The following is a 15,534-nucleotide window of genomic DNA, read 5'->3' as shown; positions in this document are numbered from 1 at the left end:
CCTACGCTCCGGCCGGTACCTCGGCCGCGAGTCGCTCTCCGATGGCCCGCAGCCCGGCGAGGTCGTGCACATCGCCGGGCAGGGCGGCCACTTCGGCCACCGCCACCTCGGGGTGGAGCGAGGTGAAACGATCGCGGGTGCGCTGTTCGCGCGCGATCACCTGCATCCGTTCGGCATGCAGGCGCAGCAGTCCCGCGGTGATCTCGTCGATGGTCGCCGCGTCTTCGTCCGTGCGAGTCCCTGTGCCCTCGTCCGCGTCCCCGTCCTGGTCCCCGTCCGCGTCCCCGTCCGTGTTCGCCCCGGGGGAGTCGGCGTCGGCGGCGGTGGGGTCCGCGGTGTCACGCAGTCCAGCTTTCCCGGACTCCTGATCGACAATGCCGCCCTCTTCAAGATTCTCGGCGGCGGCCAACGCCCGCTCCGCCGACAGTTGACCGGCGTCACTCCCGTGCACCCGGTTCAACACCAGGCCGGCCAGGGGCATCCGCTCGGCGGCCAGCCGCTCGACGAAGTACGCCGCCTCGCGCACGGCGTCCGGCTCGGGAGCAGCGACCACGAGGAAGGCCGTACCCGGCGCCTGGAGCAGCCGGAAAGTGGCGTCCGCACGGGTGCGGAAACCGCCGAACATCGTGTCCATCGCCGCCACGAACGTCTGCACGTCCTTCAGCAGCGAGGCCCCCATCAGCTTGCTCAGCGTGCCCGTCATCATCGACATGCCGACATTCAGGAACTTCATCCCCGCCCGGCCGCCGACCTTCGCCGGCGCCATCAGCACCCGGATGAACTTCCCGTCCAGGAACGACCCCAGCCGCTTCGGCGCGTCCAGGAAGTCCAGCGCGGACCGGCTCGGCGGGGTGTCCACGACGATCAGGTCCCAGTCGTCCTTGGCCCGCAGCTGCCCGAGCTTCTCCATGGCCATGTACTCCTGCGTGCCCGCGAACCCGGCCGACAGGGACTGGTAGAAGGGGTTGTCCAGGATCGCCTGCGCCCGCTCGCCCTCCGCGTGGGACTCGACGATCTCGTCGAACGTCCGCTTCATGTCCAGCATCATGGCGTGCAGTTCACCGTCGCCGGTCACGCCCGCCACCCGGCGCGGGATGTTGTCCAGCGAGTCGATCCCCATCGACTGGGCCAGCCTGCGGGCCGGGTCGATGGTCAGCACCACCACCCGGCGCCCCCGCTCGGCCGCCCGTACGCCGAGTGCCGCGGCCGTCGTGGTCTTGCCGACCCCGCCCGCGCCGCAGCACACGATGATCCGGGTCTTCGGGTCGTCCAGCAGCGCGTCGACCGCCAGCCGCGGCGGCGTGTCCAGGCCCACGATGTCCACACCCTCACTCATCGGCGTCCGCCTGCTTGCGGAGCTCCGTGGCCAACTCGTACAGCCCGGCCAGTTCCATCCCCGAGCCGAGCAAGGGGAGTTCGTACGTCGGCACGCGCAGCCCCGCCAGCACCGCGCGCTGCTCCCGCTCCAGCTCGACGCGACCGGCGTGTTCGGCCGCCTGCGTCAACAGCGGCTCCACCAGCCGTTCGGCCGGCCCGCCCCGCCGCGCCCCGCCGAGTCCGGCCCGGGACAGGGCGCGGGCGATCCCCGCGCGGTGCTCGTCGGCGGCGGAGCGCAGGGTGTCCTCGTCCAGGTGGTGCGGGCGCACCATGTTGACCACGACCCGGCCGAAGGGCAGCCCCGCCTCCTCCAGCTCCGCGATCCCGTCCGCCGTCTCCTGGACGGGCATCTCCTCCAGCAGCGTCACCAGATGCACCGCGGTGTCCGGGGACTTGAGCACCTTCATGACGGCCTGCGCCTGGTTGTGGATCGGCCCGAACCGGGCGAGCCCCGCCACCTCGTCGTTGACGTTCAGGAAGCGGGTGATCCGCCCGGTCGGCGGCGCGTCCATGATCACGTGGTCGTAGACGTACCGGCCGGCCTTGTCCTTGCGGCGCACGGCCTCGCACGCCTTGCCCGTCAGCAACACGTCCCGCAGACCGGGGGCGATGGTCGTCGCGAAGTCGATCGCGCCGAGCTTCTTGAGCGCGCGACCGGCCGAGCCGAGCTTGTAGAACATCTGGAGGTAGTCCAGCAGCGCCCGTTCGGCGTCGATGGCGAGCGCGTACACCTCACCCCCGCCCGCGCCCGGCGCGACGGCGATCTTGCGCTCCTCGTAGGGGAGCGCTTCCGTGCCGAAAAGCTGTGCGATGCCCTGCCTGCCCTCGACCTCCACGAGAAGAGTCCGCCTGCCCTCGCGCGCGAGGGCCAACGCGAGTGCCGCGGCGACCGTGGTCTTGCCGGTGCCGCCCTTGCCGCTGACCACCTGGAGCCTGCTCACAGCGCCCGAGCCTAATTCCTCCGTGCGGGCGGGGGTGGGGCCGGGTGCCGTGTAGGGGTGGGCGCGGCCGTGCCGGCGTTGTCCGAGGAGAGTCGTCCAGGTACTACGCTCGCCCCCATGACCAAGAAGTTCGAATACGCGACCGTCCCGCTGCTCGTCCACGCCACCAAGCAGATCCTGGACACCTGGGGCGAGGACGGCTGGGAGCTCGTCCAGGTCGTGCCCGGCCCGAACAACCCCGAGCAGCTCGTGGCCTACCTCAAGCGGGAGAAGGCATGACCGGCGTCGTCGAGGCGAAGCTCGCCGAACTGGGCCTGACCCTCCCCGAGGTCGTCCCGCCGCTGGCCACGTACCAGCCGGCCGTGCGGTCGGGCGCCTACGTGTTCACCGCCGGGCAGCTCCCGATGGTGCAGGGCAAGCTCCCGCTGACCGGCAAGGTCGGCGCGGAGGTCTCGGCGGAGCAGGCCAAGGAGCTGGCCGCCACCTGCGCGCTGAACGCGCTGGCCGCCGTCAAGTCGGTGGTCGGTGACCTCGACAGGATCGCCCGCGTCGTGAAGGTCGTCGGCTTCGTCGCCTCGGCCCCCGACTTCACCGCCCAGCCGGGCGTGCTGAACGGCGCGAGCGAGCTGCTGGGCGCGGTCCTCGGCGACAAGGGCGTGCACGCCCGCAGCGCCGTCGGCGTGGCCGTCCTGCCGCTGGACGCCCCCGTCGAGATCGAGATCCAGGTCGAACTCCTGCCTTCCTGACGCGCCGCTCGCACGTCTCGGCCCTGGCGGGCCCCATCGGCTTCGCGCCGCTGCGCCGGACTCCGTCCGGCGGCCCGCCGGGGCATGGACCGGACCGTCGCCACGGCCGCCGCCGAGGGGCCGCCCTCGAACATCGGGCCGGATGGTCGTAGCATCCGGCCATGCCGAATGGTCAGCACGGTCAGCAGCAGCCCCCCGCCGGAGGCCAGTGGTACCCACCGGAGTGGCCCGACCGCATCCGCGCGCTCGCGGACGGCTCGCTCACCCCGGTGGAACCCAGACGCGCCGCCACCGTGATGCTGCTGCGCGACACTCCCGCCGGGCCGGCCGTGCACATGCTGCGCCGCCGCTCCTCGATGGCCTTCGCCGGAGGCGCGTACGCCTACCCGGGCGGCGGGGTCGACCCGCGCGACGAGGACCACCGCATCGGCTGGACCGGCCCCGACCAGGACGCCTGGGCCGCCCGCCTGGGTACGGACGCCCCCACCGCCCAGGCCATCGTGTGCGGGGCCGTCCGGGAGACCTTCGAGGAGGCCGGTGTCCTGCTCGCGGGACGGACACCCGGGACCGTCGTCGGCGACACCACCGGGGACGACTGGGAGGCCGACCGGCTGGCCCTCGTAGGGCGGGAGCTGTCGTTCGCGGAGTTCCTCGACCGGCGCGGGCTGCTGCTGCGCTCCGACCTGCTCGGGGCGTGGGCCCGCTGGATCACGCCCGAGTTCGAGCCCCGCCGCTACGACACGTGGTTCTTCGTCGCCGCCCTCCCCGAGGGGCAGCGCACCCGCAACGCCTCCACCGAGGCCGACCGGACCGTGTGGATCCGCCCCGCCGACGCCGCCGCCGGCTACGACAAGGGCGAGCTGCTGATGATGCCGCCCACCATCTCCACCCTGCGTTCCCTGGAGCCCCACGCGAGCGCCGCCGCCGCGCTGTCGGCGGCAGCCGAGCAGGACCTGACGCCCGTCCTGGCACGGGCCGCCCTCGTCGACGGCGAGCTGGTGCTGAGCTGGCCCGGACACGACGAGTTCACCAAGCGCGTCCGCCCGGGAGGCACCGTATGACCGACGCCGACGCCGTCGCCCTCCCCGGTCAGCCCCGCGGGGTCGTCTCCTCGGGACCCGCGACCGCCCGCGCCGTCAACATCCTGGCCCCCAACGCCTCGGCCATGACCCTCGACGGCACCAACACCTGGCTGGTCTGCGAACCCGACTCCGACCTCGCCGTCGTCATCGACCCCGGCCCGCTGGACGAGTCCCACCTGCGGGCCGTCATCGACACCGCCGAACGGGCCGGCAAGCGGATCGCGCTGACCCTGCTCACCCACGGCCACCCCGACCACGCCGAGGGCGCCGGCCGCTTCGCCGAGCTGACCCGTACGAAGGTCCGCGCGCTCGACCCCGCCCTGCGGCTCGGTGACGAGGGCCTGGCCGGCGGGGACGTCATCGCCGTCGGCGGCCTGGAGCTGCGCGTCGTGCCGACCCCCGGCCACACCGCCGACTCGCTCTGCTTCCACCTGCCGGCCGACCGCGCCGTCCTGACCGGCGACACCATCCTCGGGCGCGGCACCACGGTCGTCGCCCACCCCGACGGCCGCCTCGGCGACTACCTCGACTCCCTGCGCCGGCTGCGCTCCCTGACCGTCGACGACGGCGTGCACACCGTCCTGCCGGGCCACGGGCCGGTCCTGGAGGACGCCCAGGGCGCCGTCGAGTACTACCTCGCCCACCGGGCCCACCGGCTCGCGCAGGTCGAAACGGCGGTGGAGAACGGATTCCTCACCCCCGAGGCCGTCGTCGCCCACGTCTACGCCGACGTGGACCGCTCGCTGTGGCCCGCCGCCACGTGGTCGGTCCGCGCGCAGCTCGAATACCTCCGTGATCACGGACTGATCCCGGGAGGACCCGAGTGAACGCCGACCAGCCGGCGCGTGCCGGCGGGGCCGCGTAGGGCGTACGGAGGGCCTCAGGCGGGCTGCTGCGTCCGGCGCGGCGTCTTCGTGCCGTGCCGGGCGGTGTACTCGTCGGCGAGCCATGGCGCGAGGTCCTCGATGAGCCACCGCACGACGGCCGGGTCCTCGACGGGCTCCAGCGCCACGACGGCGGCGTCCCGCATCTGCTCGGCCCGCTCGGGGTAGTAGCGGCCGAAGATCGCCGCCGACTCGGTGAGATCGCTGGTCCAGCCGCCCCACCGCGGCATGACCAGCGTGAATCCGGTCCGCACCAGGTGGCGGGCGAAGAAGCGGCTCATCCTGCGGTACTCGGCCGGCGCCGAGGCGGCGTCGAACCTGGCCCGCCAGCGGGGCAGCAACAGGGCCAGGTCGCCGTTGCTCTCGCGGGCGAGCGTGGCGTCGGGCCGGTAGCGGGGCAGGTGTTCGGCCAGGTCCGCCCCGAGCAGCGGGGTGCACAGGCAGGCGAGGAACCAGCCCAGGTCGTAACGTTCCTGCTCGCTCAGCAGGGTGTCTTTGTCGTAGAGCAGGATGCCGACGCCGTCGATCTGCGGGAAGTCCTCGTCGAGCCCCTGCCCGAGCACCTCGGCGGTGTCGCGGTCCTCGTCGGTGGGCTCGTGGTGCAGGGCGAGCAGGAGGTCGAGGTCGGAGCGGCCGGGGCGGGCCGTGCCGCGCGGGACGGAACCGTACAGGTAGGCGCTGTGCAGCCGGCGCCCGTAGGCCTCGGAGATCCGGGCGCGGGCCGCCGCGACGACGCCGGAGAACTCCGGCTGGATCCGCCCGAGGGCGCCCTCCCGCTCGATGTACCCGTACGCGTCCAGCCCTCTGTGCTCCATGGGGCTACTGTGCACTCCCGGCCTTCGGGCCCGCGGTCATTTTCGGTCGAGCGCCGCGTCGGGTGTCCGCATGCGCGAAGGGGTCCTGCCCGGTACCGGTACCGGGCAGGACCCCTTCGCGACGTACGACGTACGACGTGCGCTCAGCGGGAGCGCTTCGCGAGGCGCTCCACGTCGAGGAGGATCACGGCGCGGGCCTCCAGCCGGAGCCAGCCGCGACCGGCGAAGTCGGCCAAGGCCTTGTTCACGGTCTCGCGGGAGGCGCCGACGAGCTGCGCCAGCTCCTCCTGCGTCAGGTCGTGGACGACGTGGATGCCCTCTTCCGACTGCACGCCGAAGCGGCGCGACAGGTCGAGGAGCGCCCGCGCCACACGGCCGGGGACGTCGGAGAAGACCAGGTCGGACATCTGGTCGTTGGTCTTGCGCAGGCGCCGGGCGACGGCGCGCAGCAGCGCGGTCGCGACCTCGGGCCGGGCGTTCAGCCAGGGCTGGAGGTCGCCGTGGCCCAGGCCGAGGAGCTTGACCTCGGTCAGCGCGGTGGCGGTGGCGGTACGCGGGCCCGGGTCGAAGAGCGAGAGCTCGCCGATCAGCTCGCCGGGGCCGAGGACGGCGAGCATGTTCTCGCGACCGTCGGGGGAGGTGCGGTGGAGCTTCACCTTGCCCTCGGTCACGACATACAGCCGGTCGCCGGGGTCGCCCTCGTGGAACAGGGCGTCACCGCGCGCGAGAGTCACCTCGCCCATGGAGGCGCGGAGCTCCGCGGCCTGCTCGTCATCGAGCGCCGCGAAAAGCGGGGCACGCCGCAGAACGTCGTCCACGAGTCTCTCTCCTATGTCGACCAGTTAGTGGGGACCGCTCCCCATTTTGCCGGACGGCTCAAACAGTGCGATCAATCACAAGGATGCCGGACGGACGGGCATGCTGTGCGGCGAGAGACCAATCGGGGTGGTGTTACCTGAGGTCCGGGCGGGTGTCGGCGCCCGGCCTTAGGCTGGCCGGGTGTCCAATAAGCCGGTGAGAGCACAGGCCAAGGGGTCTACGGGAGTGACCGGGGCCCAGAATTCAGCCGTGGGCGAACAAGCCCTCGTGGAGCCGTCCGAGAAGATCGCTTCCGACGCCCCGGGCAAAGTTTCGGCCAAGAAAGCATCCGAGCAGCCCGTGAAGGCCGCGACGCCCGCGAAGGCTGCCGCGAAGGCGGTGAGACCCGCCAAGCCCGAATCCCGCCTGGCCATGATCCGCCGCGCCCGCCGCATCAACCGCGAGCTGGCCGAGGTGTACCCGTACGCCCATCCGGAGCTGGACTTCCGCAATCCGTTCGAGCTCCTCGTCGCCACGGTCCTCTCCGCGCAGACCACCGACCTGCGGGTCAACCAGACGACGCCCGCCCTCTTCGCCGCCTATCCGACCCCCGAGGACATGGCCGCGGCCGACCCGGAGAAGCTGGAGGAGATCATCCGGCCGACCGGGTTCTTCCGGGCGAAGGCGAAGTCCCTGATGGGCCTGTCGGCGGCGCTGCGGGACGACTTCGGCGGCGAGGTGCCCGGTCGGTTGGAGGACCTGGTGCGCCTGCCCGGCGTGGGCCGCAAGACGGCGAACGTCGTCCTCGGCAACGCCTTCGGCGTCCCAGGGATCACCGTCGACACGCACTTCGGCCGCCTGGTCCGCCGCTTCAAGTGGACCGAGCAGGTGGACCCGGAGAAGGTCGAGGCCGAGATCTGCGGGATCTTCCCCAAGAGCGAGTGGACGATGCTCTCGCACCGCGTCGTCTTCCACGGCCGCCGGATCTGTCACGCCCGCAACCCCGCCTGCGGCGCCTGCCCCATCGCGCCGCTCTGCCCGGCGTACGGAGAAGGCGAAACGGACCCGGAGAAGGCGAAGAAGCTGCTGAAGTACGAGAAGGGCGGTCAGCCGGGCCAGCGGCTGAGCCCGCCCCCGGACTACCCGGGCCTGCCCGCGCCGCCCCTGGGGGCCCGTACGCAGCCCTGAGCGGTGGAACGAATCGGTACCCGGACCGCGTTCAGCGGTGTGGGAGACGGCGCTGAACGGAAAGACGAACAGGGGTGCCTATGACGCGCGGTACACAGGACGAGACCACGGCCGCCGCCCGCGAGCGCGACGGCCTGGCGTCGGACGGCCTGGCGTCGGAAGGTCCGGCGCTCACCACCGCCGGCCTGCCCTCCTGGCTCGACCCCGTCGTGGAGGCCTCCCGTACCGTCCGACCGCGCCAGCTCAGCCGCTTCCTGCCCCCCGAGGACGGCCGGGGTCGCCAGTCCGCCGTGCTGATCCTCTTCGGCGAGGGCCCGCGCGGCCCCGAGCTGCTGCTCCAGGAGCGCGCCGGCACCCTGCGCTCGCACGCGGGCCAGCCCTCGTTCCCCGGCGGCGCCCTCGACCCGGAGGACGGCGACCCGCACACCACCGGCCCGCTGCGCGCCGCGCTGCGCGAGGCCGAGGAGGAGACCGGGCTCGATCCGGCCGGCGTCCAGCTGTTCGGGGCGCTGCCCCGGCTCTACATCCCGGTCAGCGAGTTCGTCGTGACCCCGGTGCTGGGCTGGTGGCGTACGCCGTCCCCGGTCGGCGTGGTGGATCCGGCCGAGACGGCCCGGGTGTTCACGGTGCCCGTGGCGGATCTCACGGACCCCGCCCACCGGGTCACCGTCGTCCACCCGAGGGGCCACGAAGGGCCCGGATTCACCGTGGAGTCGGCCTTGGTCTGGGGCTTCACCGCCGGCGTGATCGACCGGATCCTGCACTTCTCGGGCTGGGAACGACCGTGGGACCGCTCACGTCGCGTGCCGCTCGACTGGCACGCGTGAGACGGTGACCCACGTGAACGTGCTGGACATCCTGTTGCTGCTCGCCGCCGTGTGGTTCGCGATCGTCGGCTACCGCCAAGGCTTCGTCGTCGGCATCCTGTCGGTGGTCGGCTTCCTGGGCGGTGGTCTCGTCGCCGTGTCCCTGGTGCCCCTGATCTGGGACCGGGTGACCGACAACGGCACCCAGGTGTCCACCACGGTCGTGGTGATCGCCGTCGTCGTGATCATCATCTGTGCCTCGATCGGGCAGGCCCTGACCACCCATCTCGGCAACCGGCTCCGCCGCCACATCACCTGGTCCCCGGCCCGCGCGCTCGACGCGACCGGCGGGGCCCTGGTGAACGTCGTCGCGATGCTGCTGGTGGCCTGGCTGATCGGCTCCGCCCTCGCGGGCACCTCGCTGCCCACCCTGGGCAAGGAGGTACGCAACTCCAAGGTGCTCCTCGGGGTGTCGCGGGTGCTGCCGGACCAGGCCAACACCTGGTTCTCCGATTTCAGTTCCATCCTCGCCCGCAACGGCTTCCCGCAGGTCTTCAGCCCGTTCTCCAACGAGCCCATCACCGAGGTGAGGGCCCCCGACCCGGGGCTCGCCGACAACGGCGTCGCCGAGCAGGCCAAGCAGTCCATCGTGAAGGTCGTCGGCACCGCCCCCGGTTGCAGCAAGGTGCTGGAGGGCACGGGCTTCGTCTTCGCGCCCGGCAAGGTGATGACCAACGCCCACGTCGTCGGTGGGGTCGGCGAGCCGACCGTGCAGATCGGCGGCGAGGGCAAGCTCTACGACGGCAAGGTCGTCCTCTACGACTGGGAGCGCGACATCGCCGTCCTGGACGTGCCCAAACTGAAGGCCCCGGCGCTGGAGTTCACCGACAAGGACGCGACGAGCGGCAGCGACGCCATCGTCGCCGGCTTCCCGGAGAACGGCGCCTACGACGTCCGCGCGGCCCGCGTTCGCGGCCGGATCAACGCCAACGGCCCGGACATCTACCACCGGGGCACCGTCCGCCGTGACGTGTACTCGCTGTACGCGACCGTCCGGCAGGGCAACTCGGGCGGCCCGCTGCTGACCCCCGAGGGGAAGGTGTACGGGGTCGTCTTCGCGAAGTCGCTCGACGACCCGACCACCGGCTACGCCCTGACGGCGGACGAGATCCGCGACGACATCCGCATCGGGAAGACCGCTCAGGCCCGGGTCGACAGCCAGGGCTGCGCGCTCTGAGGCGCGAGGCCCCGAGCCCTACGTCGCTCTAGACACGGGGATGGCGCAGCCGCGCCGAGACCCAGCGGGCCCGGCGGCGCAGGATGCGTGGGATTCCGAGGCGGGGGTCGTGGCCGTCGCGGCCCTCCCGCTCGTGGTCGCCCGCCGTCGTGGCGGAGCGGCGTGCGCGTGTGGTGTCACCGTGGTCGTACGTCCAGCCCATACAACGAGCTGTGCCCGTGGCCCAAGGTCGGTAATCCCGTCCGGGGCGGCCAATTGGCCTATGCGCCGGGCAATTGAATGCTTGTCATACTGCTGTGACGCACGCTGTGTTCGCCGCGTGGCGGTCCGTCAGCGGTCGGGTTCGGGGTCCTTCAGCCAGTTGACGAGCTCCGTCGAGAACGCCACCGGGTCCTCCTCGTGCGGGAAGTGCCCCAGCCCGTCGAAGAGCCGCCACCGGTACGGGGCTTCCACGTACTGTCCGGAACCGGCCGCGCTCCGCGTCCGCATCACGGGGTCGAGGGACCCGTGCAGGTGCAGCGTGGGGACCCGTACGGGCCGCTTCATCCGTCGGTAGAACTGCAGTCCGTCCGGCCGGGCCATCGACCGCATCATCCAGCGGTACGGCTCGATCGAGCAGTGCGCCGTCGACGGGATGCACATCGCCCGCCGGTAGACGGCGAGGGTCTCCTCCCGCGCGTCGTCCTCCAGGAGCCGAGGCCCGGACCAGTCCCGGATCAGTTCCCCTACGAGCGCCCCCTCGTCGGCGGCGAGCTGCCGCTCAGGGATGAACGGCCGCTGGAACCCCCAGATGTGGGAGCCGGCGCGGGTCTGCCCGAAGTCGCCCAGCATCGCCGAACGCCAACGACGCGGATGCGGCATGGAGGAGACGACCAGTCGGCGCACCAGCTTCGGCCGCATCACGGCCGCCGTCCAGGCCAGGTAGCCGCCCAGGTCGTGGCCGACGAGGGCGGCGTCCGGCTCGCCGAGGGACCGTACGACGCCGGTGATGTCGAGCGCGAGGTTCGCGGGGTCGTAGCCGCGCGGGGTTCGGTCGCTGCCGCCCACTCCGCGCAGGTCCATCGCCACGGCGCGGTACCCGGCGTCCGCGAGGGCCACCAACTGGTGCCGCCAGGTCCACCAGAACTGTGGGAATCCGTGCAGGAGCAGGACCAGCGGTCCGTCACCGAGCTCCGCGACGTGGAAGCGCGCCCCGTTGGCCGCGACGTCCCGGTGGGTCACCGCCCGCCCGCCGGGCAGGGCGAGCCGGACCGCCGAGGCGGCCGTCGGAGGGGTGCCGGAATCCGCTGAGGGGGCTGTCATGAAGACGAGCGTGCCACACCCACGGCCTGGTCACTCAACGGCCGCGGATGCGGCTTGACGGTGCCGACCAGGGCGGCGGTCTGCTTGACCGACTCGATCGTCTTCACCGGGGGCTTGACCTTCTTGAACTTCGCCATCGCCAACAGCCCGATCAGGCCCGCCAGCAGCCAGAACGCGCCACCCACGATGAGGAACGACCAGGCCAGGCCGAGCCCGAGATTGTGGATCCCGTAGGCCGCGGCGAAACTCAGTACGGGGAGGGAGAACAGCACGAGCACGCCCGCGACGATCGCCGCACCGCTGCCGATGCCCGCGCGCTTGACGTCCTGCTTGATCTCGACCTTGGCGAGCGCGATCTCGTCGTGCACCAGGGCGGACATCTCGGCGGTGGCCGAGGCGACCAGCTGGCCGAGTGTGCGCTCGGCTCCCGGAGCCCCTTGGTCCACTGCGCTCATCTCTGACTCCCTCTGTCGTCTTCTGCCGGCGGCTGTCCTCCGTCGTCCCTCAGATCATGCCGGACGGTCGGCCCCGGCGCTGGATCCGCCCGCCGAAGAGACGCCCGCCGAGTCTTCGGCCGCGCCATCGGCAGGGTCCTCGGCCGGGGCGTGCGCTCGGGCCGTCGTCGCGGCACGGGCGCGATGCTGCGCCGCCTTCTCCTCGTAGATCTTCGCCATCCGCAGATGGAACGCCGGGTTGTCCTGCTCGTAGATGTCCGGGATGCCGTCGAGGTCCTCGTCGCGCTCCTCGGCCTCGATCAGCGCCCGGTACCTGCGGTCGCGCACCTTGAGCAGCACGCAGGCGACCACCGCGGCGATCAGGGAGCCGAACAGGACGGCGGCCTTGACCTCGTCGGTGAGGACGGCGTCACCGGCGAAGGCGAGTTCGCCGATCAGCAGGGAGACGGTGAAGCCGATGCCCGCGAGGGAGGCCACCGCGAGGACGTCCGGCCAGGCGAGGTCCTCGTTCAGCTCGGCCTTGGTGAAGCGGGCGGCCAACCAGGTGCCGCCGAAGATGCCCACCGCCTTGCCGACGACCAGGCCGAGGACCACGCCGAGGGTCTCGGGGCGGGTGAAGACCTGCCCGATCGCGTCGCCGGAGAGCGAGACGCCGGCGGAGAAGAGGGCGAAGAGGGGCACGGCCAGACCGGCGGATACGGGCCGCACCAGGTGCTCGATGTGCTCGCCGGGGGAGTGCTCCTCGCCGTCCGCGCGGGTGCAGCGGAGCATCAGGCCCATGGCGACGCCGGCGATGGTGGCGTGGACGCCGCTGTTGTACATCAGGCCCCAGACGACCACGGCGAGCGGGACGTAGACGTACCAGCCCCGGACGCCCTTGCGCAGCAGGAACCAGAAGAGGACCAGGCCGGCGAGGGCGCCGCCGAGGGCCAGGAAGTCGATCTCGTTGGTGAAGAAGACCGCGATGATCAGAATGGCGAAGAGGTCGTCGACGACGGCGAGGGTCAGCAGGAAGGCGCGCAGCGCGGAGGGCAGCGAGGTTCCGATGACCGCCAGGACGGCGAGCGCGAACGCGATGTCGGTCGCGGTCGGGACGGCCCAGCCGGCCGACGAGCCGTTGCCGAGGGTGATGACCAGCGTGTACACGAGCGCCGGTACGGCCATGCCGCACAGGGCGGCGACGACCGGGAGGGCGGCGGCCTTGGGGTCGCGCAGGTCGCCGGCGACGAGCTCGCGCTTGAGTTCGATGCCGGCGACGAAGAAGAAGACGGCGAGGAGGCCGTCGGCCGCCCAGTGCTGGAGCGAGAGGTCCAGGCCGAGGGCGGCGGGGCCGATGTGGAAGTTCCGCACGCTCTCGAAACTGTCCGAGAGGGCGGGGATGTTCGCCCACAGGAGGGCGGCGATCGCGGCCACCAGGAGGAGGACGCCGCCCACGGTCTCGGTGCGCAGGGCGTCCGCTACGAAGCGGCGCTCGGGCAGGGAGAGCCTGCCGAGGAACTTGCGGCTGGAGCGGGACGGGGGCGTGGCCACGGTGGGGACCTCCGGATGGTCGACGGCACGGCAAAAGCAGTTGCCGACCAGACTTCCCGGCGCACCCTGAGTTGTGGAGGCGTCAAAACTTGACGCATTTTGCATATTACAGGGCGTGCTCAGTCACATCAGGTGATCGTCAGCTTACGTGTGGAAAGGGCGTCCGGCGCGTTGTGCGCCGGACGCCCTCACTCCGCTTCGGTGAACCGCCGGTCAGTCCTCGTCGGACGCGCTCGGCAGCTTGGTCTGGATCAGGTCCATCACCGAGGAGTCGGCCAGCGTGGTGACGTCGCCGACCGCGCGGTTCTCCGCCACGTCGCGCAGCAGCCGGCGCATGATCTTGCCCGAGCGGGTCTTCGGCAGCTCCTGCACCGGCAGGATCCGCTTCGGCTTGGCGATCGGGCCGAGCGTGGCGCCCACGTGGTTGCGCAGTTCGCCGACCAGGCCCTCGGTCTCGGAGGCGCTGCCGCGCAGGATGACGAAGGCCACGATCGCCTGACCGGTGGTCTCGTCGGCCGCGCCGACCACGGCCGCCTCGGCGACGGAGGGGTGCGAGACGAGGGCCGATTCGACCTCGGTGGTGGAGATGTTGTGGCCCGACACCAGCATCACGTCGTCGACGCGGCCGAGCAGCCAGATGTCGCCGTCGTCGTCCTTCTTCGCGCCGTCGCCGGCGAAGTACCTGCCCTCGAAGCGCGACCAGTAGGTGTCGATGAACCGCTGGTCGTCGCCCCAGATGGTGCGCAGCATCGACGGCCACGGCTCGGTCAGGACGAGGTAGCCGCCACCGCCGTTGGGGACCTCGTTCGCCTCGTCGTCCACGACGGTGGCGCAGATGCCCGGAAGCGGGCGCTGGGCGGAGCCCGGCTTGGTCTCGGTCACGCCCGGCAGCGGGGAGATCATCATCGCGCCGGTCTCGGTCTGCCACCAGGTGTCGACGATCGGGCAGCGGTCACCACCGATGTGCTTGCGGTACCAGATCCAGGCCTCGGGGTTGATCGGCTCGCCGACCGAGCCCAGCACGCGCAGGCTCGACAGGTCGAACTTCGCGGGGATGTCGTCGCCCCACTTCATGAACGTACGGATCGCCGTGGGCGCGGTGTAGAGGATGGTGACGCCGTACTTCTGCACGACCTCCCAGAACCGGCCCTGATGCGGGGTGTCCGGCGTGCCCTCGTACATCACCTGGGTGGCGCCGTTGGCGAGCGGCCCGTAGACGATGTACGAGTGCCCGGTCACCCAGCCGATGTCGGCGGTGCACCAGTAGACGTCGCTCTCCGGCTTGAGGTCGAAGACGGCGTGGTGGGTGTACGCCGCCTGCGTGAGGTAGCCGCCCGAGGTGTGCAGGATGCCCTTCGGCTTACCCGTGGTCCCCGAGGTGTAGAGGATGAACAGCGGGTGCTCGGCGTCGAAGGCCTGCGGGGCGTGCTCGGTCGACTGACGGCCGACCACGTCGTGCCACCACACGTCCCGGCCCTCGGTGAAGGCGGTGTCCTGCCCGGTGCGGCGGACGACGAGCACGTGCTCGACCTGCGGGCACTTGCCGACGGCCTCGTCGATGGCGGGCTTGAGGGCGCTCGGCTTGCCGCGGCGGTAGCCGCCGTCGGCGGTGATCACCAGCTTGGCGTCGGCGTCCTGGATGCGGGAGGCGACGGCGTCGGCGGAGAAGCCGCCGAAGACCACCGAGTGCGCGGCGCCGACACGGGCGCACGCGAGCATCGCGACGACGGCCTCGGGGATCATCGGCAGGTAGACGGCGACCCGGTCGCCGGCGCGCACACCGAGCTCGGTGAGGGCGTTGGCGGCCTGCGAGACCTCGTCCTTGAGCTGCGCGTACGTGATCGAGCGGCTGTCGCCCGGCTCGCCCTCGAAATGGAGAGCGACGCGGTCGCCGTTGCCGGCCTCGACGTGCCGGTCCACGCAGTTGTACGCGACGTTGAGCTTGCCGTCCGCGAACCACTTCGCGAACGGCGGGTTGCTCCAGTCGAGGGTCTGCGTCGGTTCCGTGTCCCAGGTGAGCCGCCGGGCCTGCTCGGCCCAGAAGCCCAGCCGGTCCGCGTCGGCCTGCGCGTACGCGGCCTCGGTCACGTTGGCGGCGGCGGCCAGATCGGCGGGCGGTGCGAACCGCCGCTCCTCCTTGAGCAGATTGGCCAGGCTGTCATTGCTCACGACATCTCCCTTTCCCAGGGTGTCCGTTGTGTCCCCCGGGGCATCGCTACGTGTCCCCGGCATAGCTCATCAGTCAGACGCCCAGGTGACAAGGGGTAACCGAGAATTGGTTTAGACCTATAGCGCTCCTGGGTCCACGCTCGACCAATGGCGTGCGAATGGCCCCTTCCCGCTGCAGGGTGCGGGAAGGGGCCAACAGCTTGC

General features: G+C 71.7%; 16 protein-coding genes. 7 read left to right on the top strand and 9 right to left on the bottom strand.

Annotation, left to right across the window (positions count from 1 at the left end; translation table 11 throughout):
• Position 1: 1 nt before the first annotated feature.
• Positions 2-1,336, bottom strand: coding sequence for an ATPase BagB (gene bagB / locus M4D82_RS15545; protein ID WP_249766618.1), 1,335 nt, complete (start codon positions 1,334-1,336; stop codon positions 2-4).
• On the bottom strand, positions 1,329-2,318 hold the full coding sequence (gene bagA / locus M4D82_RS15540) for an ATPase BagA (protein ID WP_249766617.1): 990 nt from the start codon (positions 2,316-2,318) through the stop codon (positions 1,329-1,331). Before bagA ends, bagB begins: the two co-directional genes overlap by 8 nt.
• Positions 2,319-2,435: 117 nt before the next feature.
• Here bagA and sp36 point away from each other — a divergent pair, with 117 nt between their 5' ends.
• From sp36 to M4D82_RS15520, 4 genes are all read left to right on the top strand, one after another.
• Positions 2,436-2,597 (top strand): Sp36 family protein, encoded by a 162-nt coding sequence (sp36, locus tag M4D82_RS15535; protein WP_007264966.1) that lies wholly within the window; start codon positions 2,436-2,438, stop codon positions 2,595-2,597.
• On the top strand, positions 2,594-3,064 hold the full coding sequence (locus M4D82_RS15530; RefSeq protein WP_249766616.1) for a RidA family protein: 471 nt from the start codon (positions 2,594-2,596) through the stop codon (positions 3,062-3,064). Before sp36 ends, M4D82_RS15530 begins: the two co-directional genes overlap by 4 nt.
• A gap of 161 nt (positions 3,065-3,225) precedes the next feature.
• A complete protein-coding gene (locus M4D82_RS15525) occupies positions 3,226-4,125 on the top strand; it encodes an NUDIX hydrolase (RefSeq protein WP_249766615.1) in 900 nt (299 codons plus the stop codon).
• The gene (locus tag M4D82_RS15520; RefSeq protein WP_249766614.1) at positions 4,122-4,973 is read left to right on the top strand and encodes an MBL fold metallo-hydrolase; all 852 of its coding nucleotides are present in this window, start codon (positions 4,122-4,124) and stop codon (positions 4,971-4,973) included. The genes M4D82_RS15525 and M4D82_RS15520 overlap by 4 nt, the downstream gene beginning before the upstream one ends.
• 53 nt (positions 4,974-5,026) lie before the next feature.
• On the opposite strand, the gene M4D82_RS15515 is transcribed toward M4D82_RS15520, so the two are convergent.
• Together M4D82_RS15515 and M4D82_RS15510 are read right to left on the bottom strand one after the other, a co-directional pair.
• Positions 5,027-5,845: a nucleotidyltransferase domain-containing protein gene (locus tag M4D82_RS15515; RefSeq protein WP_249766613.1), complete on the bottom strand. Its 819-nt coding sequence runs from the start codon at positions 5,843-5,845 to the stop codon at positions 5,027-5,029.
• Between the two features lie 143 nt (positions 5,846-5,988).
• A complete protein-coding gene (locus M4D82_RS15510) occupies positions 5,989-6,663 on the bottom strand; it encodes a Crp/Fnr family transcriptional regulator (RefSeq protein WP_003981529.1) in 675 nt (224 codons plus the stop codon).
• A 250-nt stretch (positions 6,664-6,913) separates the two neighbouring features.
• On the opposite strand from M4D82_RS15510, the gene nth reads away from it, so the two are divergent.
• From nth to M4D82_RS15495, 3 genes are all read left to right on the top strand, one after another.
• Positions 6,914-7,831, top strand: coding sequence for an endonuclease III (gene nth, locus M4D82_RS15505; protein WP_502988937.1), 918 nt, complete (start codon positions 6,914-6,916; stop codon positions 7,829-7,831).
• Between the two features lie 80 nt (positions 7,832-7,911).
• Entirely contained in the window at positions 7,912-8,658 is a 747-nt protein-coding gene (locus M4D82_RS15500; protein ID WP_249766612.1) for an NUDIX hydrolase, read from the top strand.
• A gap of 13 nt (positions 8,659-8,671) precedes the next feature.
• Positions 8,672-9,874 (top strand): MarP family serine protease, encoded by a 1,203-nt coding sequence (locus M4D82_RS15495; protein WP_249771840.1) that lies wholly within the window; start codon positions 8,672-8,674, stop codon positions 9,872-9,874.
• A gap of 28 nt (positions 9,875-9,902) precedes the next feature.
• Here the strand turns inward: M4D82_RS15495 and M4D82_RS15490 are convergent, their stop codons facing one another.
• From M4D82_RS15490 to acs, 5 genes are all read right to left on the bottom strand, one after another.
• The gene (locus M4D82_RS15490) at positions 9,903-10,076 is read right to left on the bottom strand and encodes a hypothetical protein (RefSeq protein ID WP_249766611.1); all 174 of its coding nucleotides are present in this window, start codon (positions 10,074-10,076) and stop codon (positions 9,903-9,905) included.
• Positions 10,077-10,204: 128 nt separating this feature from the next.
• Entirely contained in the window at positions 10,205-11,176 is a 972-nt protein-coding gene (locus tag M4D82_RS15485) for an alpha/beta fold hydrolase (protein ID WP_249766610.1), read from the bottom strand.
• Positions 11,173-11,631, bottom strand: a complete 459-nt coding sequence (locus M4D82_RS15480) for a phage holin family protein (protein ID WP_249766609.1) — start codon at positions 11,629-11,631, stop codon at positions 11,173-11,175. Before M4D82_RS15480 ends, M4D82_RS15485 begins: the two co-directional genes overlap by 4 nt.
• Before the next feature lie 54 nt (positions 11,632-11,685).
• A complete protein-coding gene (nhaA, locus tag M4D82_RS15475) occupies positions 11,686-13,161 on the bottom strand; it encodes a Na+/H+ antiporter NhaA (RefSeq protein WP_249766608.1) in 1,476 nt (491 codons plus the stop codon).
• Positions 13,162-13,374: 213 nt separating this feature from the next.
• Positions 13,375-15,330: an acetate--CoA ligase gene (acs, locus tag M4D82_RS15470; protein ID WP_249766607.1), complete on the bottom strand. Its 1,956-nt coding sequence runs from the start codon at positions 15,328-15,330 to the stop codon at positions 13,375-13,377.
• Positions 15,331-15,534: the final 204 nt, after the last annotated feature.

This window comes from Streptomyces sp. RerS4 (genome assembly GCF_023515955.1).
Taxonomy (GTDB): Bacteria; Actinomycetota; Actinomycetes; order Streptomycetales; family Streptomycetaceae; genus Streptomyces.
Note: the sequence above shows the minus strand (reverse complement) of the source record. Positions and strands in the feature narration are given on the sequence as shown.

Bases quoted from the DNA above. Each gene is read 5' to 3' on its own strand.
- bagB (WP_249766618.1), bottom strand. From the start codon at position 1,336: ATGAGTGAGGGTGTGGACATCGTGGGCCTGGACACGCCGCCGCGGCTG.
- sp36 (WP_007264966.1), top strand. From the start codon at position 2,436: ATGACCAAGAAGTTCGAATACGCGACCGTCCCGCTGCTCGTCCACGCC.
- M4D82_RS15530 (WP_249766616.1), top strand. From the start codon at position 2,594: ATGACCGGCGTCGTCGAGGCGAAGCTCGCCGAACTGGGCCTGACCCTC.
- M4D82_RS15525 (WP_249766615.1), top strand. From the start codon at position 3,226: ATGCCGAATGGTCAGCACGGTCAGCAGCAGCCCCCCGCCGGAGGCCAG.
- M4D82_RS15520 (WP_249766614.1), top strand. From the start codon at position 4,122: ATGACCGACGCCGACGCCGTCGCCCTCCCCGGTCAGCCCCGCGGGGTC.
- M4D82_RS15515 (WP_249766613.1), bottom strand. From the start codon at position 5,845: ATGGAGCACAGAGGGCTGGACGCGTACGGGTACATCGAGCGGGAGGGC.
- M4D82_RS15500 (WP_249766612.1), top strand. From the start codon at position 7,912: ATGACGCGCGGTACACAGGACGAGACCACGGCCGCCGCCCGCGAGCGC.
- M4D82_RS15490 (WP_249766611.1), bottom strand. From the start codon at position 10,076: ATGGGCTGGACGTACGACCACGGTGACACCACACGCGCACGCCGCTCC.
- M4D82_RS15485 (WP_249766610.1), bottom strand. From the start codon at position 11,176: ATGACAGCCCCCTCAGCGGATTCCGGCACCCCTCCGACGGCCGCCTCG.
- M4D82_RS15480 (WP_249766609.1), bottom strand. From the start codon at position 11,631: ATGAGCGCAGTGGACCAAGGGGCTCCGGGAGCCGAGCGCACACTCGGC.